The organism is Kribbella catacumbae DSM 19601 (assembly GCF_000372465.1).
Classification (GTDB): Bacteria; Actinomycetota; Actinomycetes; order Propionibacteriales; family Kribbellaceae; genus Kribbella; species Kribbella catacumbae.
In genome coordinates this window covers 70,864-94,454 of the sequence record NZ_AQUZ01000013.1, presented here as the reverse complement: position 1 = coordinate 94,454, position 23,591 = coordinate 70,864, and the positions used below count along the sequence as shown (strand labels likewise).

Sequence of the window (23,591 nt, the reverse complement as noted above, 5' to 3'; positions counted from 1 at the left end):
AACGTTGGAATGAGCGTAAGCAACGGGCTTGCCGACTGCAGGAAGCTGCAACTGTGCTCAAGGGTTGATCTCGGCACACCATCCGCCCGCCGTAGGCGTCATGCTGGATCGCAACGGTGCCGAGGCGGGAAGACTGTGGAGGTCCATGGGTGGCTACTGAGCGCACGGCCGAGGTTCGCCGGCTGCGGCTGCGAGTGCCGCAGACGGACCTCAACGCGCTGTACCAGCGGTTGCGGGCGTTCCGGGACGTCGGCGACTACATCGCGGCCGGACTCGACCGGATCGTGCCCGCCGCCTACGCCGACGACCTGCTGGACTACTGGGTCGACGGCTACGACTGGCGCGCTCACGAGTGCAGGCTCAACACCTACGACCACTACGCCACCGAGATCGCCGGGCAGTTCGTGCACTTCATGCATCTCCGTGCGGCCGACCCGAACGCCAGGCCGGTGCTCCTGACCCACTCCTGGCCGAGTGGCGTGATGGACGTGCTCGACACCGCGGTCCCGTACGAAGCTCAGGGCGGCCATCACCTGGTCATCCCGTCGATCGCCTGGACGGCGCTGGCGGGTCTTGCTGGGGGATCTCCGAGCCGTCGTACTGCGGCCGGGTGGGACGAGTTGATGGGCCGGCTCGGGTACGGCGACTACCGCATAGGCGACGACCGCAGCGGGCTGGCCGCGACTCCGGCGTACACGGCGGTCACCGAGTCTCAGGCCGAGCAGCGCGGGCTGGACGGGTTGGAGCTGGCGGAGGTGAGGTGGTTCGACGAGAACCTCAGTGCTTTCAAGGAGCGCCAGCAGGTCTCCGCCCTGGTCCTGAGCACGGCACTGCTGGCCTGGAACGCCCAACTGGCCGACCTGTCGCTGGACCGCGACGCGATCCTCACCGGGCTGACCCTCGCCTGGTTCGCCGCTCAGCTACCCACCGAGTAGCCGTACGCCGTTCTCCCAGCAGACGGCCCGGAGCCAGGCGTCGCCCAGGTTCAGTCGCTCCAGGGATTCCAGCTGTACTGCGTACTCGTACGGGATGTTGGGGAAGTCGGAGCCGAGGACGATGCGGTCCTGGAGGGCGGCGTACCGGGGTAGTAGGTCTCGCGGGAGTGGCGCGAGTGCCTCGGTGAAGGGCGTGCAGGCCATCGTGGTGTCCAGGTGGACGTTGGGGTACGTCTCGGCGAGCTGCAGGTGCTCGGCGTACTCCGGCATGCCCAGGTGGGCGATGACCGCGGTGAGGTGCGGGTGCTTGCGTAGTACGTCGCCCATCGGGCCGGGACCGGTGTGGCGTCCAGGGATCGGCCCGGACCCGCAGTGCACGACTACTGGTACGCCGGCGTCGGCCAGCTGGCCCCACACTGCGTCCAACTCGTCGTCACGCGGGTCGTAGTCGCCGACCTGGACGTGCACCTTGAAGATTCGCGTGCCCAGCTCCAGAGCCTCTTTCACGTACTGCGCTGCGCCGGACTCGGGATAGAACGTGCCGCTCGAGACGCAGCCGGGTGTGGTCGCCGCGAACTCCCGGGCCCAGGAGTTGAGCCCGGCGGCCATGTCCGGCTTGTGCGGATAGACCAGCGCGGGGAACCGGCGTACGCCGAGAGCCCGCAGCGTCTCGAGTCGCTCGGCCACTGGCGTGCGGTAGGTGATCGGCCAGGACGTGCCGTAGTGGCTCGCTGCCTGGTCGAAGTAGCCCCAGACGGCATCCATCACCCGGTCGGGCAGGAAGTGCACATGCACATCCACCAGCCCCTCGAGCCCCAGCCGCTGCCACCACCCAGGTACCTCGTCATCACGCACCTCGCCACCCTACGGTCTGCCGGTACTTGCAATAGCTACGTAACTACGTACTATCCACAATGTGGAGAAGGCTGTGGATAACCGGCTCGCAGAGCTGGAGAGGCGCATAACAGCGCTCGAGTCCGCTGCGTTGTCCACAGCCCACACAGACCCGGCAGAGGCTGAGCAGGCTCTGCGGGGGTTGCAGGAGCGCGAAGGGTGGGCCGGGCTCGCCGGGGAACTGGCTGCCCTGGGCAACCCGGTGCGGCTGACGTTGTTGCGGGAGATTGTTCGGGGGCGAGCGACCGTCAGCGCCTTGAGTGAGGTCGAAGGGCTGGGGACGAGCGGGCAGATCTACCACCACCTGCGGCAGTTGACGGCCGAAGGCTGGCTCCACACTCCGACTCGCGGTACGTTCGCGATCCCACCAGCACGGGTGGTCGCCCTCCTGGCAATCCTGGAAGCCCTACAGAGGTAAGCCATGAAAGTGTCATTCAGTGCTGGGATCGCCGTACTGATAGCGCTAGCCGTCGTGGCCGGAGGTTGGCTGGTGCGGCCGAGGGCGCTGGAGCTGGAGGCGGCGCGGACAGGTGACGCCAAGCTGCAGGCGTACATCGACCAGCACTTCGACCTTCCCGGGCACCGCCTGCAAGTCGTGGTGATCGGCGACAACTCGATGACGTTCGCCGGCCGCGGCGCAAACGAGCACAGCCCTTTTGAGATCGGCTCGGTCAGCAAGGCCATCACCGGCCTGCTGCTAGCCGACTCGGTACGCCGCGGTGAGGTGAAGCTCGACCAGCAGGTCGGGACGCTCCTGCCGCTCGGTGACGCCGAGGCGGCCACCGCGACTCTTGAGGACCTCGCGACGCACTACTCCGGCCTGCCGAGAACGGCGACTAAGCCCCTGGCCGTAGCGCGCTCCCTGCTGACCAGCCTGAACGCCGGCAACCCCTACCCGTACGACGTCGACGAGCTCATCAGCCAGGCCAAGGCGGATGCCGGCGGCCGTGGCGAACCGGCGTACTCGAATGTCGGTGGAGCTCTGCTCGGCCAAGCGCTGGCCCGGAAGGCCGGCAAGAGCTACCCGAACCTACTGCGCGAGCGGATCCTGCAACCACTGGAGATGCAGGAGACCCACGTGCCCACCACTGAGGCACAGGCTGCTCCGGAGGGCTACAGCTCCGGCGGACGCAAGGAGGCGCCGTGGATCCAAGACGGCTACGCCCCGGCCGGTGGGATCGTCTCCAGCGCAGGTGACCTCTCACTACTCCTGCAGTCGCTACTGCGAGGCACAGGCGTCGACGCCCTCGCACCGCGTAGGGACTTCGAGGAGGGCGACCGCATCGGCTTGTTCTGGCTGACGAGCCCGCTGACCGGCACTGACCGGAAGATGGTCTGGCACAACGGCGGTACCGGCGGCTACCGATCCTTCGTCGGCCTAGACCTGGATAGGAAGCGAGCAGTGGTAGTCCTCTCCGACGTCGCCGCCGACGTAGACGAATTCGCTACTGAGCTACTGGCGTCGCAGTGATGAGGTACTTCGCTGTCGCCCTCGCCATCGGCTACCCACTGATTGCCCTCTGGCAGCTCCACACTCGGAAGCTCCGCGATCGCCTGGACCTGCTGGTAGTCCTCGCAGCGGGCTTCCTCTTCCTGCTCTTCGCTCGCGCCACCACCGACTGGCACGCCCTGCCACCGTGGCTCTGGCTGATCGGCCTCGTACTGATGGCCGCAGCCACCGCGTACTCCGGTTGGGTCTGGCCGCACCTCAGCTGGCTCAGGTCCGATCGCCCTCGCAGCCGCGCGGTCTCCGGAGGCATCCAGCTTTTCATCGCAGCGGCTTTGATGGCTCTGCTCGTCTGAGCGACAGCGGGCCGACGTACGCCGCCCAGACACCGCCTGGGCTCGACTCGTCGACACCGTACTGCGCGAGGTCGGACTCGCCCTCCTTGCCGGCCCGGTAGAGCACTGCGGTCGAGAGGTCGGATGCCGCGCTGACCCACCAGGTGGCCAACGTGTCCTTCCCGTCGTTGTACTTCTTGCAGCGGCACTTCTTGTTGAAGCGCCGCTTCTCGATACTCAGCCCGGTGGCATTGCCGCCCTTGCCTCCCAGCAGGGCGTCGAAGGCGAACCACGCAATCTTCTTGTCGATGGCTTGAACAGGCTTGGGATCGGCAGACCAAAGGACCTTCCCGTGTGAGTCCCTGACCTCCTTGATCACGTGCGGGCGCACGCGCGCACCGTCGGCCGCCAGTGTGGCGTAGGCGGTGGCCAGGTCCAGCGGCGAGGCCAACGGATCCGGTCCCAGCCCAGGAGCGCCGCGGTCAGCCCTGGGGATGCGAGGGATACCGGCCGCCTCGGCCGCCGCCGAGATTCGCTCACCCTGCCGCGCATCGACCAGATCGAAGAACGTGCTGTTGATGCCCTTCTCGCTCGGTTCGGCCACCAGCGCGAAAGGCCGCAGCAGAGTCGCGGGCGGGGCCTTGGTGGTCGCCCAGTTCTGCTGGTTCTTGAGATAGTCACGCCCACCGACCAAGGCCAGCACCTCACCGGTCCGCGGCCGGACCGACGCCAGCGCGACATGCAGTCCCAAGGCATCCGACGGATAGCCAGCCTCGACCGCCGCGATCGCCCGCTGCTGGAGGGCGTGATCGAACGTCGTGATCACCCGCAATCCACCACCGCTGAGCCGATCGCCGTCGAACCCGTACTGCGCCAGCTCCCGTCGGGCCAGGTCGAGCAGGTACCCAGCCGGACCGGCGTACCGGTTGCCCTTGGGGCGTTTCTTCAACGGTGGAAGGGATCTGCGGTACTGCGCGTTCTCCGCAGCCGTGATCGTCGACAGCTCCACCATCCCGGCCAGCACGTACCGGTACCGGCTGAGCGTGCGGCCCGCCGCGGCCGGATCGTCGGAGTCGAACCTGGTCGGGTTGTTGAGCACAGTGGCCAGGTACGCCGCCTGCGGCACGGACAGGTTCTTGGGATGGTCGACCCCGAAGTACACCTGGCCGGCGGCCCGGATGCCGTAGGCGCCCTCGCCGAAGTAGATCGTGTTCAGGTAGTTCTCCAGGATCATCTTCTTGTCCTGCGTCCGGCTCACCTTGGTGGCGATGAACAGCTCGTCGAGCTTGCGGGCCATCGTGCGTTCCTGGTTCAGGTACATGATCTTCACGTACTGCTGGGTGATCGTCGAGCCACCCTGCAACTGCTTGCCGCGGGCAATCGCCAGCGCTGCCCGGGCCATCCCGGGCAGCGAGATCCCCGGATTGGTCCAGAAGCTGCGGTCCTCGGCGGCGATCACCGCGTCCTGGACCCGTTTCGGGACCTCCTGCAGGGGTACCGACTTGCGGTTCTGCTCGTAGAACGAGCCGAGCTGATGGTTGCCGTCGGCATACATCACGATCGTGGTGTTGGCCCGGAACTCCTCGTTCACCTGCGGGATCTCGGTGCGCTGGTAGCCGATGAAAAACGCGGCGACGACGGTGATGACCAGAACGAAGAACAGCGCGAGGGACCAGCCGGACAGCCGTAACAGCACGCGGCGCACCATGAACCTCCGGGGGAGCGGATGTCTCTACCCCTGGTGACGCGGTGCTGCCCCGATCAGGCACACATCAGTGCCCGATCTCGTCGGAAAGGACGACCCGCTCGTCCGGAAGGACGAACTACTTGGCCTGGTCGGCGACCCACAAACCGGTCAGGCCGCGGAAGTGGGCCAGGAACTTCTCCTGTTCAGCTGCGGGATAGGTGGCCGCGACCGTCTCGCGCAGGATCCGGTCGAAGTCCTCACCGGAGGCCCAGTCGACCAGTTGCTCGTCGAAGTGCGGGAGGTTCGTGGCACACCACTCCTGGTACTTCGCGGTCTCGAAGTACTCGTCGGCGAGCCCGAGATAGCCCTCGAGCTTGGCGTCGTAGTCGAGCGAGTCGTCGTCCGCGATCGCGAAGTACCGCTCGGTGTGCAGGTCGACCTTGGTCTTGCGGCCGGTCGTGAGCGAGAACACCGACCACTTCACCAGCGCGCCGATCGCCCACGGGAAGTAGTAGTGCAGCGAGGTGATCGCGACGTCCGGACAGGCGTTCGCATAGTCGATCGGGTGCACCGAGTCGCCGTGCACGAGCATCTCGCAGGAGTTGAACTCCCAGCCGAAGAAGGCGTTCACGATCCGGCTGATCGCGACCGCCTGGTGCCCGGCCGACGGGCTGAGGAAGTCGTGCGAGACGGCGTACCGGTTGTGCATCGGCTCGTCGGGCTGGAAGTCCATCACCATCGTCTCGGCGCCGATCGACAGCGCCCGGGCGAACTTCTCGTACTCGACCGTCGCCTGCAGGTGCATCAGCATCTCGCCGGACTCGTCGTAGGCGGTGTGCAGGTCCTCGCGGTTGTTGATCCGGGACACCCCGCGCCAGCCGCCGCCGTCGAACGGCTTCATGTACATCGGGTAGCCGAGGTCGTCCGCGATCGCGTCCAGGTCGAACGGCTTGTTGTACTTCGCCGAGGTGTAGGCCCAGCGCACGTTGTCGACCGGGTTCTTGTACGGCACCAGCACGGTCCGCGGGATCTTCAGGCCGAGGCGCAGCATCGCGCAGTACGCGCTGTGCTTCTCCATCGCCTGGAAGGTGAACGGCGAGTTGAGCAGGTACGTGCCGTTCATCAGCGCGGCCTTCTTCAGCCACTCGCGCGGGTGGTAGTACCAGTACGCGAGCCGGTCGATCACCAGGCCGACGCGGACCGGGTCGTTCAGGTCGAACGGCTCGATGGTCAGCCGCTCGGTGCCGAACTCGTGCGTGTGGTCGCCCGCCGTGACCGGTCCGACCCGCCGCAGCAACGCCTCGAACGCCCGCGGCCAGTCCTCCTCGGCGCCAAGCAACAACCCGATCAAATGCTGAGAGCGGTCAGGCACGGTGGGACTCCTAACAGAATCGGGGCAGGTGGTGGGCTAGTTGTTTTTGCCACCAAGGCCAGTCGTGGGCTACATCGTGACCCCACAGATCCAGCTCATGAGGGATCCCCTTGGCAGCCAGTACTGCGGCCGTGGCGCGGGCCGAGGGCAGGGAACCGGTCGGGTGGGTCTCCCAGTCGCCCTGGCCGACCGTGAGCACCAGGAAGAGCCTGCTGCGCAACCACTCCAGGTGATCGCCGGCCAGGTTGGGCAGGTAGTCGGCCGGGTTGTTGAAGTACGTCGCATCGCCGCGGTCGCCCCACGCGTGCCAGCTGGCCGCGTCGTAGTTGCCGGACTGGCAGATCGCGATCGGGAACAGGTCGGCGCGCTTGAACGCGAAGTTGAGCGCGTGGAAGGCCCCGAGGCTGCAGCCGGTGGTGATGATGTCCGCGGCGCCAGGGGTGTCGCTGCCGATCGCCGGCACGACCTGGTTGAGGATCCACGACTCGTAGAGCTCGTGCCGTCGGGCACGCTCCTCCAGCGGGATGCTGCGGTCGGACCAGCTCACGTGATCGTAGGAGTCGACGCAGTACAGCTTGACCCGGCCGGCCTCGATCAGGTCGGCGACGGCTCCGACCATGCCGTTGTTCTCGTAGTCCCAGGCGCGGCCCTGCTCACTCGGGAACACCAGCACCGGGCGGCCGTAGTGGCCATAGCGGATCAGTGTGCCGGGCCGGTCGAGCCCGGGGGCTTCCAGTTCGATCTGCTCTCGCTCCATGCAGCCTCACCCCTGTCCGGTTCTCTCGCCACCCTGCCATGTCTTTACGTCGTCTGCCTCGTCCCAGCGCGTCCTGCTACCGGACCGAGCACAGCGACGACCACCGCCAGTACTGCGACGCCGCCCAATGCCGTGGGCAACGACCAGATGCTGGAGAACGCACCGACAGCTGCGACGCTGCCGCCGGCGACTAGGAGCTGGCCCGGCTTGACGCGGCGCAGGAGGGCGTTGCCGCTGATCCGGCCGGCGGCTGCGGCTGCGGCGAAGACAGCCGGTGCGCTGGAGGCGAGTGCGGGAGCAGCGCTGAGCGTGCTGTCGAGGTGTACTGCGCTCCAGCTCGATCAGGTAGCCGGGTGAAGCGCATCGACAAGAGCGCGCCGAGTCCGACCAGACCCTAGGTCCAGACGCGGTTCAACAGTTCTGTCAGGCAGGGGTCGAGGACGTCGCGCCAGGCGGTGTAGTTGTGCATGTCGGGGGTTTCGTCGAAGGCCACCCGCAGGCCGAGTTTGGTCAGGTGGGCGGCCATCACCCGGTTGTTGTGCACGTTCTCCTCCGGCGTCCCGGCGGTCATCGCGATCGCCGGAGTGCTGGGGGTGGTGGTCGCCGCGAGCACCGAGTTCACGAAGGCGGTGACCTCGGCGTAGTACTCGAACTTGGACTCCTGCGGGTCCGTGTCGAGCGTGAAGAATGACCCCGACTGGAGGAACAGCCCGGCGAAGGTGCCCGGGTGGTTCCACTCGGCATAGAGCGCGGCGAGCGCGGCAAGACTCGCGCCCATCAGCACCGGCCGCCTGCTCTTGTACGACGAGGTGACCGCCGGCAGCACGTGTCGCGTCAGGGCTTCGGCGTACTGCGGGTTGGCGGCGTACCAGAGATTGCGTGAACCCGGCCGGATCAGCGCGAGCCTCAGCGGGGGCAGCGTGCCGTCGGCGACCATGGCCCCGACGTAGTGGGTCAGCCCGGCGTACGCCGCGAACTCGGGCCCGTCATGGCTGAGCAGCAACGGCAACTCGAACCCCGGCCCGATCCCGTCCGGTGCCCAGACGTGGACGTCGATCGGGCCGACCGGAGTCGGGTCGACGGTCAGCGGGGTCAGGCTCGACGCGATCGGATCGATCGTGATCCAGTCCGGTTCGACGTACCCGGGTAGCGGTAGCCAGGAGTGTTCGCCGAACGCGCCGCCGACGACCCGCGGGTTGGTCGGGTCCGTCCGCATTCCGGTGCCGGCGATATCGAACATGTACTCCATCCGGTGCACCGAGGGCCGGGGCAGCCGCAGCTCCCAGCCGTACTCGACCGGTTTGAACTCCAGTTGCTCGGCGGCCAGCCCGAGCTCCTCCCACAGCCGCACTCCCGTGAAGGCATGTCCGGAGTCGCTGAGGCGGAACACCACCTCAGCGCCTTCGACCGCGCTCACCATTGCTTCGGGCATCAGTCCACGGTACAGACTGGTCTGGCGGAGTCCGCCAACCCACCTGATCATTCGCCCCTTTTTGACGCTCCCGACCGACGCCTCAACGCCGGGCCTTATCCACAGAGGGTCAAAAAGGGGCGAATGATCAGGTGGGGTTGGACTGACAGGACCTGTCGCCGTCCGGCGGTAGAGTCGCCGGGTGGTCGATCTGACGGATATCCGGGCGGTGACCGAGGGGTTGCCGCGCAGCTACGAGGTGCTGGTGCGGGACCGGATCAAGTTCCGGGTCGGCCAGATCGTCTACCTTGCGATGTCCCGCGACGAGCAGACGATGGGCATCGGCTTCCCGAAGGAAGAGCGTGCGGCCGCACTGGCGACGTACCCGGACAAGTTCCTGCCTCCGAGCAAGGCCGACGAGCGCTACAAGTGGATCGAAGTGAACCTGGCCGCCATCGACGAGACCGAACTGCGCGAGCTGATCCTCGACGCCTGGGCGATGTGCGTCCCGAAGAAGGTCCGCGCCGAGTACTTCGGCGAGTAGCCAGACAGGGGCCGACAGCAACAATCTGGACCGGTTGTCATCCCTGGGGATGATTCGGGGCCTACCCAGGGGCGACTTGCGTCACGCGGGAACCGTTCCTGAGAAGGATGGGCAGCGAGGTTTCGCCAGGCAGGCTTGAAGGTATGACCGGGGACTTTCTGCCACGCCGCCGCCAGGCGTCGATTCGTACTCAGCTGTTGACCGTCGTTCTTCTCATCGCCGCCGCGGCCGGCGGCTGGTACCTGCTGAGCTAGCTCTCCCAGCGCACCTCGGCTTCGCCCGGCCGGACGACTCCTGCCTCGTAGGCGACGACGACCGCCTGCACCCGGCTGGACAGCCCGAGCTTGGACAGCACGCTGCTGACGTGGGTCTTCACGGTGGTCTCGCTGACGAAGAGCTTCGCGGCCAGGTCGCGGTTGGACAGGCCGCGGGCCATCCAGACCAGGATCTCCCGCTCGCGCTCACTCAGTTGCGCGAGCAGCCCGGTCCAGCGCCCCGCGGACGCCGGTGCCGACTCGGCCGGGCCGTTGCCGACCTGCCGCTCCAGCTCCACACAACGCTCTAGCAGCACCCGCGTCGAGGCCGGGTCGACCAGCGAGTCTCCCCGATGCACCGCCCGCACGGCTGATACCAGCAGGTCCGGATCGGTGTCCTTGAGCAAGAAGCCCGACGCACCGGCCCGTACTGCGCTCAGCACGTACGCCTCGTCGTCGAACGTCGTCAGCACCAACACAGCGGGCCGCTCGCGGCCGGACTCCTTGGCGGCTTTGGTGATTCGCTCGGTCGCCTCCAGCCCATCCATCACCGGCATCCGGATGTCCATCAGCACGACGTCCGGGTCGTACTGCGCGATCATCCGCAGCGCCTCCTCGCCGTCGCCGGCCTGGGCGACCGTGGTCAGATCGGGCTCGTGGTCGAGGATCATCGCCAGCCCCATCCTGATCACGCCCTGGTCGTCGGCGACCAGGACCCGGATCTGTTCCGTCACCTCTGCGGCGGCAACCATGCCTGCACTCTCCATCCACCCAGTGGTCCGGCGGCGACGGCCAGTGTGCCGCCGCTCGCGTGCGCGCGCTCGCGCATTCCGATCAGTCCGTTGCCGCGGCCGCTCTCCTGCCGCCGGGCGGTTTCCAGCACGTTCACCGGCGGCGGCCCGCCACTGCCGTTGTCGTCGATGGTGAGCAGTTCGCCCTGCGGCCCACTCTGCCAGCTCACATGAGCGGCAGTGGCCTTCGCATGCACCATCACGTTGGTCAGCGCCTCCTGGATGATCCGTACTGCGGTCAGGTCCGTGGCGGAGGTGAGTTGCCGGCTGCGGGTCGGCAACTGCATGGTGACGTTGATCCCCACTGCCTTCAACCGGTCGCCCATCCGCGCGACGGCGGCCAGGTCGGGCACCGGAGCCATCTCGGCCCCCGCGCCCGGGGTCCCGCTGTTCAGTACCCGCACGGTCTCGCGCATCGCGGTGAGCGCCTCCCGGCCGCTGGCGGCGATCCAGCGAACCGCCTCCCGCAGTGCCTCAGGTTTCTGGTCGGCGACCCGGTCCGCTGCCTGCGCCCGGATCACCACCGCGCTCATGTGGTGCGAGACGACGTCGTGCAGATCACGGGCGATCCTGGTCCGCTCGGCCGCCGCCGCGCGCTCGGCCTCGATTGTCCGGAGCCGGACCAGTGCCGTGTTGCGCTGCTCCAGGACCAGCAGGCTCTTCCGGCGGCGGAGTGCGTTGGCGCCGAGCAGAACTATGCCGCAGATCAGGGCTTCGGCGAAGACGAACAGCGAGAGGTCGATGTAGTCGTAGAGGCTGGAGATGCTCCGCGGGAGGTTCGCGTACCGATCGCCGTAGAAGACTTCGCGAGGACTGTTGCTCAACACGATCGCGACCACGGTCGGCAGACCGATCATCAGCCCCGCCAGGCTGCCCATGGTGAAGAACAGACAGGTGAACCGGCGTACTCCGCTCGATGCCGCGAGATAGCCGACCACCAGGAGTGGAACGAGGTGCAGCTCCGATTGCAGCGCCGCGTCGCTGATCGCGGGAGCACGGAAGATGTCGAGCCCGAGCTGCTCGGCCAGACCGGTCTCGGCCGAGGCGTAGACGAGTGGATAGAGCACCGACACGAAAACCAGCGTGATCCGCGGGAGCTGGCGGACCAGCGCCACCGTCAGCACCAGGAACATCCCGGTGACGACGGAGACGCTCGGATTCGCCGGCCGCAACCAGCTGTTGTTGATCAGCGCCAGCCCTGAAAACCAGACAACGCCGACCAGTGCGGCCAGCAGCACGTCCTGCTGCAAGGCCGACAGCCGACGCCAGGACCCCATCACCCTAGTGACCCGTCGGCGACGTAGCTCGGCGCTGCTCGCACCCAGGCACGCACCTCGCGGCATTGGCCCAGCACCCACGATGCTCCGCATCGAGGGCACTGCTCCAATGCCACGATGCACGCACCTGGGCACGAGCATCGCTCGAGCTACGTCGCCGACGGGTCACTTTGCTGAGCGTAGTCGTCCATGACAATCTACGGCTCCTGCGCCCGAACGGGCGCGGTCTCCAACTTTTGGATGAGCTGAGACGTCCGACCCCATACCCAGGTCCGACTTCCGGCTGCCAGAGACGGTCCCTGGGACCGATGTGGCGAACCCGCCGAACCGAGAGGCTGTACCCCATGACCAACCACCTGCGACCGCGCCGCACCTTCTCGGTGCCAGCGCGGTTGCTGTCCGTGACAGGTCTGGCCCTGGTCGCTTCCTTGCTGATCTGGCACTCGCAGGTGGCCGACTTGCTGTCCTTCGACTCCGCTGCCGACAAGCAGCCGGTGGTCGCCGGCGGGCCGAGCGGTTCGCCGCCACCGGCCGTCCGGAAGAGCACTCCGGTCAAGCAGACGACGCCGTCCGAGACGCCGAAGCCGAAGAAGACGCCGACCAAGGCGCCCAAGTCCACCCGCGCCGGCGACGACACGAAGTACTCGGAGGAGAGTATCGACGGGCTGTCGCCGACGCTGAGATCCCGGCTGAAGAAGGCGATGACCGCCGCGAGAGCCGACGGCGTCACCCTCCGGATCAACTCCGGCCGCCGCAGTGCCGCCAAGCAGCGCCGACTGCTGCGGGAAGCCATCCAGAAGTACGGCTCGTACGAAGCCGCGACGCGCTGGGTGCTGCCGCCGGACAAGTCCGCGCACGTGCAGGGCAAGGCCGTCGACATCGCCCCGCAGGCAGCGATGGTCTGGCTGAACAAGAACGGCTGGGAGTACGGGATCTGCCGGCCCTACGCCAACGAGCCATGGCACTTCGAGGCGCTCACCACGCCGGGCAAGAAGTGTCCTCCCCGAAAGGCTAGCGCGGTCGCCGATCTCGGCTGACCCACCACCGAATCAGGAGCGCAACTGATGACGATGACATATGCCCAGCCGATCACCCGGCGAGCCAGCCGCAACCGCCTCGTCGTACCGGCGCTGTGGCGTCAGGTGGTGCGGGGTGCCGCGAAGGACGAGCAGCCCGCGCCGGCCGAGCCGGACCGGTCCGCGGTCACCCAGCTGGAGATCTACGACGGGGTGCTGACCGCGTTCGAGCGGCGCGCGGAGGTGCAGGAGACGATCGCGGCCTCCGCCGACCGGGCCTCCGCCGTACGCCGGATCCGCGACCTGCTCGACGTGAGTCAGCTGCAGGCGACCGCGATTCTCGAGCTTCAGGCGCAGGGGTTCAGCACCGCGTCCCGCGATCGCGTCGCGCACCGCGCGGCCGAGCTCCGAGCGGCACTGACCCGCTGACCAGACGCTTTCTCTCCCAGACAGTCCGAACGAATCACTGAAAGGAGGGGGTTGTGCCACCGGCGACGGCCGGCCAGGTACGGACGCTGCTGAGGGGCCGCCGTCCACACCTGGCCGGCCGTGCACCGTTAGGCACCAGCTCCCAACGCCAGTTGGTTCAGGACGAGTTCGGCCCGGGGGATGGCTGGTGGTGATGGACGTCCGGCGGGGTCGGCTAGCGCCCTGTACGACGGCTAGCCCCCTACAACCGGCTATCGGTCCGACGGCCGGCCAGCCGCCCGACCTGCGGGGTCCCGCTGTGGTCGTTGGCTCGGGACTTGATTGGGGCGATCTGCCGGCTGAAGCACGAACTGGTGAGACTGTGAGCGGTATCCCCGGACCGCCACCACTCACCAACCAGCCGTTGCGTCCGGGAACGAGGCCCACCCACGCCTGCGCACGCCTGGCCGGGTGCCACCAGCCGAGGTTGGTGTGTGCTGGCGGTCCGGCCCCCCAGCCAACTCGCCCGCGTCGGGGGTAGGAACCTCCCCAAGTCGGTGCGAAGCCGGACGACGGGACTGGGTGAGGGGCGAGCTGGTCGGATCCTGTCGATGGCCGGATTCCTTGCCGGCGTTGGCCAGCCGGCTTTGGTGTCAGCCGTTGAGGAGGGCCAGGAGGGCTTTGGCGTAAGCCTGTTCGGCGTCTTCGGCTGGGTAGCGGCCGTCGGTGAGGACGACGGCGTAGCCGCCGGGGACCGCTTCCAGGCGCTCGAAATGCGAGCCGAGCAGGGCACGGAGCTGATCCTCGCGGGGCATCCAGATCACCTCGCGCTGCTCGATGCTGTCGAGGGCCCACTCGGTCGTCCCGTTGAACCCGATCACCTTGCCGCCGGGATAGTCGTGCACCTCGACGGTCATGTCGCTGACCACGAACACGTCGTCGTCCATGTCCCGGTCCGGTACGACGAACCGGTCACCGGCCCCGGGCACCCACAACGCACCGGCCTTCCGCAACCTCCGCGCCTGCTCAACCGTGATCACCCTTCCATCGTGCCCCGGATCAGCAAACGTTCAACCAGCTGTTCAGCTGACGGACCGCCAGTACTGCTTCTTGTCCCGGTCGCGGACGACGTGGCCGAGTTTGGCGAGTTCGTCGCGGAGTTCGCGCAGGTCGGCCTTGCCCTTGTCGCCTTGGCCGAACGCCTTCGAGCGAGCCCGCAGTACTGCGTTCGCCGCGGGGGACAGTTCCGGGTCGTCCTCGACCCAGCGGCGGAACTTGCTCTCGTGCGGGTCGCCGGCGTCTGACCACGGATAGCCGTGGGTGCGGAAGGCGGCGGGGATCTTCTTGGCTTCGCCGGCCAGCTGGTCGTGCCGCTCCCGGGCCAGCTCGGCCGACCGGGAGTCCTGCAGCACGATCTCCTTGCCGTCCAGGAAGGCGATCGCGACCTTGTCCCGCGGTACCCGGGTGGTCCGCTGGTTCTTGAGGAATTCCACCTCGGTGTTGCTGATCGTCGTCTTCAGGGTGTCCTCGAGCGCGATCGCGGCGAGCAGGATCCCGGCGATGACGCCGAGCGCGATGCAGATCGCGACCACCCACCAGCCATCCCACTGCGCGATGAACTCGAGCGGCTTCTGCAGCGGCACCCACGGCTGGTCGACCGCCCAGTCGGCGATCCGGGGCAGGAAGAATCCGAGCACCAGCCCGAGCAGCGGCAGCCCGCCGTACAGGACCAGCTTGTCGGTGGTCGAGTGGCCGATCACCGTCTTGGTGGACGAATCCGTGCTCATTTCCTGCTCCCAGCGCATGGCCTGAAATTAGCGCGAGCTGCGGTCCAGCGGCCGAACTTTGGTAGCGGGCTGACCGTTCTTTGGTCGTTCCGGGGTGGGTTCACGGGCGCCTGGCACGATGCTGTCCATGGCTGATGGCATCTGGCTCCGTTTCCTGTCCGGCCCCGAGATCGACTCGCTCGGGCTGACCCGGCTGGAGATCGTCGACGCGGTCGAAGCGGCCGTGCGGGATCACGGCGAAGGGCAGACCAGCTTCGAACCGCGGGTGCACCTGATGCCGGACAACGGCGGGATCGGGCACTTCAACATCCTCCGCGGCCACCTCAACCGGCTCGGCGAGCACGGCGTCAGCGGGGTGAAGGTGGTCGGCGACTTCGTGCCCAACTACCAGCTCTGGCTGCCGAGCGAGCTGGCGATGGCGACGCTCTTCGACCCGACTACCGGCGTACCGCTGGCGGTGCTGGACGCGACGATGATCACCGCCGCGCGGACCGGCGCGATGACGACGGTGGGGGCGCGATACCTCGCGCGCCGGGACAGCAAGGTGCTTGCCCATGCGGGCGCTCGCGGTACTGCGTGGTGGAACGTCACGATGCTCGACGACCTCTTCGAGCTGGACGAGATCCGGGTGACGTCGCGACGACCCGAGTCGCGAGAGAAGTTCGCTGCCGACCTGTCAGCCGAGCTGTCCACGCCGGTGCGGGTCTTTGCCACGGCTGAGGAGGCGTTCGAAGGCGCCGACGTGATCGTCGAGGCGACCCGGCTGATGGAGCCCGAGCCCTTGTTGCGAACAGCCGCGGTGAAACCCGGTGCCTTCGTCGTCCCGTACGGCACGGTCAGTGCGGTCGAGCTGGATCTGCTGGACGTCATGGACAAGGTGGTCGTCGACGACTGGCGCGAGGCGCAGTCCGGCCGGTTCGGCGCACTCCGCCGACACGTCGACACCGGTCGCCTTTCCCCGCAGACCCTGTACGCCGAACTCGGCCAGATCGTCGCCGGCCAGAAACCCGGCCGCGAGAACGATGCCGAACGCAACCTCTTCTGGCATCGCGGACTGTCGTTGCTGGACGTCGCGATCGCGCATCTGATCCTGCGGCGGGCCGAGGCGGCCGACGTCGGCACGATGCTCAGGTTCCACTGACATGCTGATCGACCACCCGGCCGACCTGGGCCCTCGGCAACTGTTCGACACTGAGCCGATCGAGCTGTCCCGCAACCTGCTCGACCGCCTCACCACCAGCCGGTACGCCGTTCTGGCGGCGCTGGCCACCGGCGATCCGGTTTACGGCGTGAACACCGGGATGGGGGCCATGAGCAAGGTCCGGCTGAGTGAGCCTGAGCAGCGGGTCCATCAGCGCAACCTGCTCCTCGCTCGCGCCGTCGGTGGCGCGCCTTGGCTACCGGCACCTGAGGCGCGTGCGGTCGTGATCGCTCGCTTGAAGACCTTCCTCCTTGGCGACGCGGGCGTATCGCCGGAGTTGTGTCTGCAGTTGGTCGCCCTGCTGAACAGCGGCATGGTGCCGGCGATCCCCGTCGGTGGAGCGGGGTCGGCGGGAGAGATCATCCCGCTCGCGCATGCCTTCGGGCCGCTCGTCGGCATCGGCCACCTGCTCGCCCCGGCGTCCGTCGAAGGCGGGATGCCGTCCGGCCGGCTCGTCTCTGCCGAGGAGGCGTTGCCTCCCTTCGAGCTCGGGCCGAAGGAAGGCATTTCGCTGCTGGCCGGGATTCCTGGGGCGACCGGGCGGGCCTGGCTGCAGGTCGGGATCGCTGGGCGGCTTGCCGATCACCTGAGTCTGGTCGCCGCCGGCTCGATCGCGGTGATCGGAGCGAATCGCGATCCCTACAACCCCTTGTGTGGAAGGGGAGACGAGCTGCTGACAGCCGAGCTGGAGCGGCTTTTGTTGCTGGCCGGTCCCGAGCGCGAACCGCGTTCGCTGCAAGCACCGGTCTCGTTCCGCGTGGCGGGACAGGTGATCTCGCAGCTCAGGCGTTCGGTCTCGCGACTCGACGAGGCCGTCCATCGCGCACTGACCGGTGTCACCGACTCCCCAGCGTTCCTCGACGGCACCTTCGTCGGGACCGCCGGCTTCCACGGCATCGACCTGGCCGCGCATTGCGACCAGCTCGTCGCCGCGCTGGCCCATGCGGCAGAAGTGTCGACCGCCAGGATCCACCGGCTGCTCGATCCCGCGGTCACCGGTCTGCCTGCACAGTTGGCGGCTGAGCCGGGTCCGCAAGCGGGACTGGTCGCCGTCCACAAGCGAGCCGTTGCCACCAGCCACTACCTGCGCCGGTTGGCGTTGCCTTCGGCAATGGGTTCTCTCGAAACCTCCAACGGACAAGAAGATGTGCAGAGCTTCAGCTGGGAAGCGGCCGGAGTACTGGCCGAGGCGGTTCGCCTGACCCGCGAGGTCATTGCCTGTGAACTCCTGGCGGTCCACCAAGCCTTTGCGTTGTCGAAACGTCCGAATCCCGAACGTTTGCGCGGTTTCCTCGCGGCGGTCGCCGACGTCGTACCACCGATCGAAGCCGATCGTCCCTTCGGAGCGGATCTCGCCCGCCTGCTGGAGCACGTAGTCTGACTACTCTTCGTTTGGGTGGCGTCACTTCGGGTACCCGCCGGTCGAAGGCAGTTGCCTACGACAAGTGAACGGGGATGAGACTGATGAGCACCATGCGGGAGCTGGAACGGGCCCTGGGCAAGGAGGTCTACGACGCCGAAGGGCAGAAGGTCGGGACGGCCGCGCAGTTGTACGCCTCCGACCAGACCGGCCAGCCGGAGTGGTTGACGGTCAAGACGGGCATGTTCGGGACCAAGGAGTCCTTTGTGCCGTTGATGGGTGCGCACACCGAGCAGGACGGGCTGCATGTCGGCGCGCTGAAGGATGCGATCAAGGACGCGCCGCGGATCGACGACAACGGCCGGCTGACGGAGGCCCAGGCGGCTGAGCTCTACCGGCACTACCACCTGCAGGCAGCGCCGTCCGGCCGCGATGCCGGCCGTAATGCTGGCCGTAACGCTGCCGACCGAAATGCTGCCGACCGAGATGCTGCCGACCGGAATGCTGGTGGCAGGCATGCCAGTGGCATGGATGGCACGGGCCGGGAGTCGATGGTCCGGTCCGAGGAGGAGCTGCGGGCGGGGACCGAGACGGTCGAGACCGGACGGGTGCGGTTGCACAAGCACGTCGTGACCGAGGAGCAAGAGGTCACCGTGCCGGTCAGCCACGAGGAGGTCCACGTGACCCGCGAGCCGGTCCGCGACGGTGAGCAGCGCCCCGGTTCGATCCAGGAGGAAGAGCAGGAGGTCGTCCTGCACGAGGAGCGCCCGGTCGTCGCCAAGGAGACGGTCGCGAAGGAGCGCGTCGGCCTGGAGACCGAGACGGTGCGCGGCGAGCAGCAGGTCAAGGACACCGTCCGCAAGGAGCAGATCGAGGTCGACGACACCAGGCATTGACAGCCGGGGATCGTCGCCCCCAGACTCGGGCTTCACGCCTGAGAAATCGATTTCCTCCACGTGAGCCCGAGGTGAGGCAGCATGGCGATGGCCGGCCCGACGCGTCGTACCGTGCTGCTCGGTGGTGTTGCCGGAGTAGCCGCTGCCGGGATGACCGGACTCCCGGCGGGGGCTGCTCCGGCGCCGCTGTCCTGGGTCGGCGCAGGCCCGTTCGAGCACGTCTACGATCCAACGCCGGCCGGGCCGCCGTACCAGTACATGAACGACCATTGCCTGATCCGTGGCAAGGACGGCAGCTGGCACCTCTTCGGCATCATCGGCGACTGCGCACCGGTCGGGAGCTTCCCCGATGGTGCCAAAGAGATCCACATCAACCACGCCACGGCACCACGCCTGAAGGGCCCATGGCGCACTCAGCCCCACGTGCTCACCGTCGATCCGGCGTACTTCAAGGAAGAGCATCTCTGGGCGCCGCACGTCATCGAGCACGACGGGACGTACTACATGTACTACGCGGCAGGTGGTGCCGGTTGTGCGATCAACCTGGCCACCTCGCGAGATCTCTTCAGCTGGCGGCGAATTCCGACCGGCCCGGTGTTCCGCGGGCTCGTTGCCCGCGACCCCTATGTCACCAGGATCGATGGCGCCTGGGTGATGTACTACTGCGAGATCGCCGGCTGGGGTTCGCACCACACCGTCGCGGCCCGGACCAGCTCCGACCTGCTGACCTGGAGCGAGCCGCGGACGGTCTTCACCGACGCGAGCACCGACTCGAACGCCTCCGTCACCGAGTCCCCGTACGTCGTCCAGCGGGACGGCTGGTGGTATCTCTTCATCGGCCCACGCAGCGGGTACGTCGGCACGGACGTGTACCGCAGCAAGGACCCGTTCTCCTTCCGCGTCGAGGACTACGCCGGGCATCTGCCGTCGCATGCGGCCGAGATCCTCGAGGTCGACGGCAACTGGTGGGCGACCCACACCGGCTCCTTCCAGCACGGCGTCTACCTCGCGCCGCTGACCTGGCGCAGTACGCCGCCGATCTGGCACACGAGCGAGAACCCGGCGGCCGTCCTGAACCACAGCGGCCGGCTCGAACTGTTCGCGCTGGATCAATCGAGCAGGATCCAGCGCAGCGTGCAGAACGTGGATGGCGGCTGGGGTCCATGGTCGCAGTTCAGCGATCCGGTCGCCGCCGTCCCCACGATCGGCAAGAACCGGGACGGGCGGCTGGAGCTCTTCGCTGTCGGCTCCAACGCGACCGTGCTTCATCGTGTCCAGCGAGCCAACGGGACCTGGGGGAGCTGGGAGCAGTTCGGCCGAACGCCGGCCGGGGCCGCGCCGACGATCTCGCGACAGGCTGACGGGCGGCTGCATGCCTTCCTGCTCGGACCCGGTGGTTCGTCCATCTCGCAATGCCATCAAACGAGTCCTGGCTCAATGTCATGGACCGCCTGGGAGCCGTTCGGCGGCCCAGCCGGCGCGCCACCCGTGGTGGGCATCCACGCTGACGGCCGCCAAGAGGTCTTCGCCCTCGGTCCCGGCAACTCGTACATCGCCCATCGTTGGCAGACCACTCCGAATGGTGCCTGGAGTCCGTGGAACAACACCTTCGGCGGACCGGCTGGTGCCCTCGGCAACGTGAGTCGTGACGGAAGCGGCCTGCTGAGCGTCCTCGCGATGGCCCCGTACGGCGCTGGCGTCTACCGCCGTACCCAGTCGGCGCCCAACGCGGGCTGGGCCGAGTGGCAGAACATCGACTCGTGGGCCGACGCGGCGTCCCGTACCGCGGTGAACGCGGACGGCCGGCTCGAGCTGTTCACCATCCCGCCCGGCGGTGCGCAGATCACGCACAAGTGGCAAGTGAACAACACGAACGGCGAGTGGAGCGGCGCCGAAGTGTTCGACGCCCGCGACGCCGTCACCACCCCCACAGTCGTCGTGGATGCCACCGGCCGGCAACACGTCTTCGCCTTGTCACCCGATGGCACCCTCCGCGAACGAGTCCAGGCTTTCCCCAGCAGCGGCTGGAGTCCCTGGGTCACGCTCGGAGGCCGGCTCCTCGTAGTACCGGCTGGTCAGCCGACCTAGTTATGGCTCAGAACCACCTGGACTTGTCGACGACGTTGATCAGGTTGTCTCCGGCGACAAAGCTCCGGGCGTTCTCCAGCAGGACGGCGAAACGCCGCTCCGCTTCATGCGGCCCGACGCCGGCGACATGCGGAGTGATGAGTACTTCGGGCCGCCGCCACAACGGGTGGTCAGCAGGCAATGGCTCGGTCTCGAACACGTCGAGTGCCGCGCCGCGCAACCGCCCGGCCGCGAGAGCCGCGTCGAGTGCATCCAGGTTGACGGTTGGGCCGCGACCGACGTTGACGAAGAATGCCGAGGCCTTCAGTAGCCCGAGTCGCCGCGCATCGATCATCCCTTCGGTGTCCGGCGTATGCGGCACGGTCAGGATCACCAGATCCGCGGCCGGTAGCTGATCGTCCAGCGCCTCCACCGGAAGTACCTCGGCAAAACCAGGACGATCTTCCGGTCGTACGTCGATCCCCGTCACCTGGACGCCGAAAGCGTGCAGCAATCGGCCGATCTCGATGCCCAGAGCACCGACTCCCACGATCAGAGCTGTTGCATCGGGCAAGGAAATGACCGCGCCCGGATCCCAGTCCGGGTTCCAGGTCGCGGTCTGCTGCTCGCGGACGTAGCGCGGCAATCCACGGCACAACGCCAGCACCAAGGCCAGCGTGTGCGTCGCCACATGATCGGTATACGTATCGCGCATGTTGGTTACCTGCACCGGATGCGCGACCAGCTCGGGATAGTAGAACCCAGGCGGCGGCCCAGCCTGCTGCGCCTGCAACCACCGCAAACGAGTAGTTGCTGCCAGCAACTCGACCGGCAGTACGCCGTACGCCGCGTCCGCAGTTCTGAGGGCCGCGACGGCGTCCTCCATGGCGGGCCGGATCACCGTCAATCCCGGCACCTCGGACATCAGTCGCGCCGGCCAGTCCGCAGTACTGTCTCGCTGGGGTGGCACCAGGACCAAGGTCGGGCTCATGCCGACTTCGCCTGCCCGGACTCGAAGACCTCGTGCTCCAGTGGCTCACCGGCGACGTAGTGCGCCAGCTCCGCGGCCATCAGTTGGCCATGTCGTCGTCGCTCGGTGTTCAGCGTGCCGGCCAGATGCGGCGTCACCACGATGTTCGCCGCCGAGAACAACGGCGACCCAGGCAGCGGCGGCTCAGGGTCCGTCACATCCAGTACTGCGAACAGGTCCGCGCGCTCCTGCAGCACGCTGACCAATGCGTCCTCATCGATCAACGCACCCCGCGCGGTGTTGATCAACGTGGCGTCGCGCTTCATCGACGAAAGCAGTTCCGTGCTGACGATCCTGCGCGTCTCGTCCAGCACGGGAGCGTGCAGCGAGACGACATCAGAGGTGGCGAACAACTCTTCCAGCGAAACGAGCCGGACGCCGAGCGCCGACGCCACGGCGGGATCGACGTACGGGTCGTAGGCCTGGAGGGTCAGGTCGTGCCGCGCGAGCAAGCGCGCGGTCGCCTGACCGGTAGCTCCGAGGGACATCAAGCCCACCACCGAACCGGCGGCACCCGGTTCATCGGTTGCCCTGGGCAGCGACTCTCCTCTGGCTCGCGCGCCCAGCACGTAGCGCCAGCCGTGCTTCAGCGCATACAGCACCTGGCCGAGGGTGAACTCGGCAACCGAAGCGGCGATCACCGAGTTGGCCGTCGTCACCCGCACACCACGCGCCCACGACTCGGGCGTCACGATCGATCGCACCGAGCCGGCGCCGTACAGGACCAACTTGAGTCGGGGAGCCGATGACAGCAGCGAAGCGGTCAGTTGTGGCCCGCCCCAGGCTGTGACGAGTACGTCGACCTCGGCGAGCAACTCCGGTGTCAGCTCGGCCGGAGTGAGCGGCGGAGGGACGATGCGGAGGTGCTTCTCGAGGGTGGCGCGTTCCTGCTCGCCGTACACGTCGGGGAAGGGGGCCAGGTCCATCACGTAGAGCCCGTTGAGCATCAGCTCACCTCCTGTACGGCCAGGCGGATGGCCTCTTGGCGTGCGGGCGAGGCCAATCCGGCGTGGTAGTACCGCAGCTCCGAGGCACCTGCCGCCACAAGCCCGGCAGCAAGTGCAGACAGCTCCTCCGGGCGCTCGCCGAGAGCGTTGACATTGGCAACCAACCGTACGTCGGTCCGCGCCGCCGCGGCTTTCACCCGGGCGATCGCCGACTCCTCGTCATCCCAGCATTTCAGCACGAACGCGGCCGGGGCAGGCGCGAACCCGGCCAGCTCGACGCCGACGTCGGGCCCGGTCACCTGCGGATCATCAGTTGCCATCAGCAACAGATCGCGCTCGCCCGGCAACGCGCCGGCCTCACGGACGAGACCGGTGATCACGTCGCGGCGGTGCTGGTAGATCGCGTCGGCCCGTTCGGTGCCGAGCGCGTCGGCCAGGGTTGCGCCGGCGCGGATCCCCTGCTGGAGTTCGCGATCGACGATCGTCCTGATGTCGGCCGCTAGCCGGGGAACGTCCAGCGTGAGCCGGGCGGCGCAGGCGGGGCATAGACAGATCGAGAGCAGGTCGCGCGCGCAGGTGGAGAGGTCTGCGCCCGAGGTCTTCTCGTGCTGGCTCGCGTGCTCAAACCCCAGCCAGCCGCAAGCCTCCAGCACCAGCGCCGGTACGTCGTACTGCTCGCAGATCTCCTGCACGATCGTCAGCGCATAGTCCTGGACGGCAGGTTGCGCTGGGCACAGTGCGTGGCTGAAGACCTCGCCGTAGGCATTCCGCACGGCCAGCTCCGGAGCGGAACGACCGAGCACCGACGAATGGGTCAGTACCACCCACGCCTCGGATCGCAGCCCGGCGGCGGCGAGCGCGGCGGTCGCAGTACCGAAGTGGTCTTCGTCGTCGACGCCCCAAGCTGGTGCCAAGGGCCGCAGGCCGCGCCAACGCTCCGGCCTGATCCGGAAGTACGCCGCCGCGTGCTCGGCATGCACCACGCGATGCGCCGGATGCCAGGCCGTCGTGGCGCGCACCGAGTGGTAGGCCGCCTGCACGGTCACGGTGTCGATGCCCAGGGCGGCGAACCGCGCGGCCGCCGACGGATCGCCGACCAGATCCCAGGTGTAGGCGAAGGCGCCGTGCCGCATGGAAGACCTCCCGGTAAGCGTTTGCCAACGGAGACTAGCTGG

24 protein-coding genes are annotated in these 23,591 nt (G+C 67.7%); 12 read left to right on the top strand and 12 right to left on the bottom strand.

The genetic code is table 11. The features are described from left to right. Window positions 1-149 precede the first annotated feature (149 nt). Complete coding sequence (locus tag A3ES_RS0115890; protein WP_020387826.1) at window positions 150-935, top strand: epoxide hydrolase N-terminal domain-containing protein; 786 nt, start codon at window positions 150-152, stop codon at window positions 933-935. Here the strand turns inward: A3ES_RS0115890 and A3ES_RS0115885 are convergent. Then, on the bottom strand, window positions 921-1,790 hold the full coding sequence (locus tag A3ES_RS0115885) for an amidohydrolase family protein (RefSeq protein WP_026162907.1): 870 nt from the start codon (window positions 1,788-1,790) through the stop codon (window positions 921-923). The genes A3ES_RS0115890 and A3ES_RS0115885 overlap by 15 nt on opposite strands. A 61-nt stretch (window positions 1,791-1,851) precedes the next feature. Between A3ES_RS0115885 and A3ES_RS0115880 the strand changes: the two genes are divergently transcribed. From A3ES_RS0115880 to A3ES_RS0115870, 3 genes are read left to right on the top strand one after another with little or no spacing between them, the layout of a single operon-like run. Beyond that, window positions 1,852-2,247 (top strand): ArsR/SmtB family transcription factor, encoded by a 396-nt coding sequence (locus tag A3ES_RS0115880; protein ID WP_157630544.1) that lies wholly within the window; start codon window positions 1,852-1,854, stop codon window positions 2,245-2,247. 3 nt (window positions 2,248-2,250) lie between these two features. Then, a complete protein-coding gene (locus tag A3ES_RS0115875) occupies window positions 2,251-3,300 on the top strand; it encodes a serine hydrolase domain-containing protein (protein WP_020387823.1) in 1,050 nt (349 codons plus the stop codon). Next, a complete protein-coding gene (locus A3ES_RS0115870) occupies window positions 3,300-3,632 on the top strand; it encodes a hypothetical protein (protein WP_020387822.1) in 333 nt (110 codons plus the stop codon). The genes A3ES_RS0115875 and A3ES_RS0115870 overlap by 1 nt, the downstream gene beginning before the upstream one ends. Here the strand turns inward: A3ES_RS0115870 and A3ES_RS47330 are convergent. From A3ES_RS47330 to A3ES_RS0115855, 3 genes are all read right to left on the bottom strand, one after another. After that, window positions 3,598-5,307, bottom strand: coding sequence for a transglycosylase domain-containing protein (locus A3ES_RS47330; protein ID WP_169501776.1), 1,710 nt, complete (start codon window positions 5,305-5,307; stop codon window positions 3,598-3,600). The two genes, A3ES_RS0115870 and A3ES_RS47330, sit on opposite strands and share 35 nt — an antisense overlap. 127 nt (window positions 5,308-5,434) lie before the next feature. Then, entirely contained in the window at window positions 5,435-6,670 is a 1,236-nt protein-coding gene (locus A3ES_RS0115860; RefSeq protein ID WP_026162906.1) for an ATP-grasp domain-containing protein, read from the bottom strand. A 10-nt stretch (window positions 6,671-6,680) separates the two neighbouring features. Then, window positions 6,681-7,427, bottom strand: a complete 747-nt coding sequence (locus tag A3ES_RS0115855) for an esterase family protein (RefSeq protein ID WP_020387819.1) — start codon at window positions 7,425-7,427, stop codon at window positions 6,681-6,683. 207 nt (window positions 7,428-7,634) lie between these two features. Here A3ES_RS0115855 and A3ES_RS54040 point away from each other — a divergent pair, with 207 nt between their 5' ends. Beyond that, window positions 7,635-7,784 (top strand): hypothetical protein, encoded by a 150-nt coding sequence (locus A3ES_RS54040; RefSeq protein WP_157630543.1) that lies wholly within the window; start codon window positions 7,635-7,637, stop codon window positions 7,782-7,784. A 37-nt stretch (window positions 7,785-7,821) separates the two neighbouring features. On the opposite strand, the gene A3ES_RS0115850 is transcribed toward A3ES_RS54040, so the two are convergent. Beyond that, window positions 7,822-8,859 carry an alpha/beta hydrolase gene (locus tag A3ES_RS0115850; RefSeq protein WP_040454805.1) on the bottom strand — a complete coding sequence of 346 codons (1,038 nt, stop codon included), beginning with the start codon at window positions 8,857-8,859 and terminating at the stop codon, window positions 7,822-7,824. A 181-nt stretch (window positions 8,860-9,040) separates the two neighbouring features. Here A3ES_RS0115850 and A3ES_RS0115845 point away from each other — a divergent pair, with 181 nt between their 5' ends. Further along, the gene (locus A3ES_RS0115845; RefSeq protein WP_020387816.1) at window positions 9,041-9,382 is read left to right on the top strand and encodes an MmcQ/YjbR family DNA-binding protein; all 342 of its coding nucleotides are present in this window, start codon (window positions 9,041-9,043) and stop codon (window positions 9,380-9,382) included. Between the two features lie 250 nt (window positions 9,383-9,632). On the opposite strand, the gene A3ES_RS0115835 is transcribed toward A3ES_RS0115845, so the two are convergent. Beyond that, a complete protein-coding gene (locus tag A3ES_RS0115835; protein WP_237744973.1) occupies window positions 9,633-10,370 on the bottom strand; it encodes a response regulator in 738 nt (245 codons plus the stop codon). After that, window positions 10,367-11,704 (bottom strand): sensor histidine kinase, encoded by a 1,338-nt coding sequence (locus tag A3ES_RS0115830; protein ID WP_020387813.1) that lies wholly within the window; start codon window positions 11,702-11,704, stop codon window positions 10,367-10,369. Before A3ES_RS0115830 ends, A3ES_RS0115835 begins: the two co-directional genes overlap by 4 nt. Before the next feature lie 344 nt (window positions 11,705-12,048). Here A3ES_RS0115830 and A3ES_RS0115825 point away from each other — a divergent pair, with 344 nt between their 5' ends. Together A3ES_RS0115825 and A3ES_RS0115820 are read left to right on the top strand one after the other, a co-directional pair. Next, a complete protein-coding gene (locus A3ES_RS0115825) occupies window positions 12,049-12,741 on the top strand; it encodes a M15 family metallopeptidase (protein ID WP_020387812.1) in 693 nt (230 codons plus the stop codon). Window positions 12,742-12,768: 27 nt separating this feature from the next. Next, the gene (locus A3ES_RS0115820; protein WP_020387811.1) at window positions 12,769-13,149 is read left to right on the top strand and encodes a hypothetical protein; all 381 of its coding nucleotides are present in this window, start codon (window positions 12,769-12,771) and stop codon (window positions 13,147-13,149) included. A gap of 632 nt (window positions 13,150-13,781) precedes the next feature. Here the strand turns inward: A3ES_RS0115820 and A3ES_RS0115815 are convergent. Together A3ES_RS0115815 and A3ES_RS0115810 are read right to left on the bottom strand one after the other, a co-directional pair. Continuing rightward, complete coding sequence (locus A3ES_RS0115815; protein WP_020387810.1) at window positions 13,782-14,168, bottom strand: hypothetical protein; 387 nt, start codon at window positions 14,166-14,168, stop codon at window positions 13,782-13,784. Between the two features lie 42 nt (window positions 14,169-14,210). Next, on the bottom strand, window positions 14,211-14,915 hold the full coding sequence (locus A3ES_RS0115810; protein ID WP_020387809.1) for a YqeB family protein: 705 nt from the start codon (window positions 14,913-14,915) through the stop codon (window positions 14,211-14,213). Window positions 14,916-15,042: 127 nt separating this feature from the next. Between A3ES_RS0115810 and A3ES_RS0115805 the strand changes: the two genes are divergently transcribed. From A3ES_RS0115805 to A3ES_RS0115790, 4 genes are all read left to right on the top strand, one after another. After that, on the top strand, window positions 15,043-16,056 hold the full coding sequence (locus A3ES_RS0115805; RefSeq protein WP_020387808.1) for an ornithine cyclodeaminase family protein: 1,014 nt from the start codon (window positions 15,043-15,045) through the stop codon (window positions 16,054-16,056). A gap of 1 nt (window position 16,057) precedes the next feature. Then, a complete protein-coding gene (locus tag A3ES_RS0115800) occupies window positions 16,058-17,497 on the top strand; it encodes an aromatic amino acid lyase (protein ID WP_020387807.1) in 1,440 nt (479 codons plus the stop codon). A gap of 83 nt (window positions 17,498-17,580) precedes the next feature. After that, window positions 17,581-18,372 (top strand): DUF2382 domain-containing protein, encoded by a 792-nt coding sequence (locus A3ES_RS0115795; RefSeq protein WP_020387806.1) that lies wholly within the window; start codon window positions 17,581-17,583, stop codon window positions 18,370-18,372. An 81-nt stretch (window positions 18,373-18,453) separates the two neighbouring features. Further along, the gene (locus A3ES_RS0115790; protein WP_020387805.1) at window positions 18,454-20,460 is read left to right on the top strand and encodes a DUF8189 domain-containing protein; all 2,007 of its coding nucleotides are present in this window, start codon (window positions 18,454-18,456) and stop codon (window positions 20,458-20,460) included. Window positions 20,461-20,467: 7 nt separating this feature from the next. On the opposite strand, the gene A3ES_RS0115785 is transcribed toward A3ES_RS0115790, so the two are convergent. Genes A3ES_RS0115785 through A3ES_RS0115775 form a run of 3 tightly spaced genes read right to left on the bottom strand, consistent with a single transcriptional unit; the run spans window position 20,468 to window position 23,549 of the window. Beyond that, window positions 20,468-21,430, bottom strand: a complete 963-nt coding sequence (locus tag A3ES_RS0115785) for a D-2-hydroxyacid dehydrogenase (protein ID WP_020387804.1) — start codon at window positions 21,428-21,430, stop codon at window positions 20,468-20,470. Next, window positions 21,427-22,416 (bottom strand): hydroxyacid dehydrogenase, encoded by a 990-nt coding sequence (locus tag A3ES_RS0115780; protein ID WP_020387803.1) that lies wholly within the window; start codon window positions 22,414-22,416, stop codon window positions 21,427-21,429. The genes A3ES_RS0115785 and A3ES_RS0115780 overlap by 4 nt, the downstream gene beginning before the upstream one ends. Then, entirely contained in the window at window positions 22,416-23,549 is a 1,134-nt protein-coding gene (locus tag A3ES_RS0115775; protein ID WP_020387802.1) for a hypothetical protein, read from the bottom strand. Before A3ES_RS0115775 ends, A3ES_RS0115780 begins: the two co-directional genes overlap by 1 nt. Window positions 23,550-23,591 lie beyond the last annotated feature (42 nt).

What these genes read in the sequence shown, in the direction of transcription:
- A3ES_RS0115875 (WP_020387823.1), top strand. Translation starts at nt 2,251, where the DNA reads ATGAAAGTGTCATTCAGTGCTGGGATCGCCGTACTGATAGCGCTAGCC.
- A3ES_RS0115870 (WP_020387822.1), top strand. Translation starts at nt 3,300, where the DNA reads ATGAGGTACTTCGCTGTCGCCCTCGCCATCGGCTACCCACTGATTGCC.
- A3ES_RS0115855 (WP_020387819.1), bottom strand. Translation starts at nt 7,427, where the DNA reads ATGGAGCGAGAGCAGATCGAACTGGAAGCCCCCGGGCTCGACCGGCCC.
- A3ES_RS0115850 (WP_040454805.1), bottom strand. Translation starts at nt 8,859, where the DNA reads ATGCCCGAAGCAATGGTGAGCGCGGTCGAAGGCGCTGAGGTGGTGTTC.
- A3ES_RS0115830 (WP_020387813.1), bottom strand. Translation starts at nt 11,704, where the DNA reads ATGGGGTCCTGGCGTCGGCTGTCGGCCTTGCAGCAGGACGTGCTGCTG.
- A3ES_RS0115825 (WP_020387812.1), top strand. Translation starts at nt 12,049, where the DNA reads ATGACCAACCACCTGCGACCGCGCCGCACCTTCTCGGTGCCAGCGCGG.
- A3ES_RS0115820 (WP_020387811.1), top strand. Translation starts at nt 12,769, where the DNA reads ATGACGATGACATATGCCCAGCCGATCACCCGGCGAGCCAGCCGCAAC.
- A3ES_RS0115810 (WP_020387809.1), bottom strand. Translation starts at nt 14,915, where the DNA reads ATGAGCACGGATTCGTCCACCAAGACGGTGATCGGCCACTCGACCACC.
- A3ES_RS0115805 (WP_020387808.1), top strand. Translation starts at nt 15,043, where the DNA reads ATGGCTGATGGCATCTGGCTCCGTTTCCTGTCCGGCCCCGAGATCGAC.
- A3ES_RS0115800 (WP_020387807.1), top strand. Translation starts at nt 16,058, where the DNA reads ATGCTGATCGACCACCCGGCCGACCTGGGCCCTCGGCAACTGTTCGAC.
- A3ES_RS0115795 (WP_020387806.1), top strand. Translation starts at nt 17,581, where the DNA reads ATGAGCACCATGCGGGAGCTGGAACGGGCCCTGGGCAAGGAGGTCTAC.
- A3ES_RS0115790 (WP_020387805.1), top strand. Translation starts at nt 18,454, where the DNA reads ATGGCGATGGCCGGCCCGACGCGTCGTACCGTGCTGCTCGGTGGTGTT.
- A3ES_RS0115785 (WP_020387804.1), bottom strand. Translation starts at nt 21,430, where the DNA reads ATGAGCCCGACCTTGGTCCTGGTGCCACCCCAGCGAGACAGTACTGCG.
- A3ES_RS0115780 (WP_020387803.1), bottom strand. Translation starts at nt 22,416, where the DNA reads ATGCTCAACGGGCTCTACGTGATGGACCTGGCCCCCTTCCCCGACGTG.
- A3ES_RS0115775 (WP_020387802.1), bottom strand. Translation starts at nt 23,549, where the DNA reads ATGCGGCACGGCGCCTTCGCCTACACCTGGGATCTGGTCGGCGATCCG.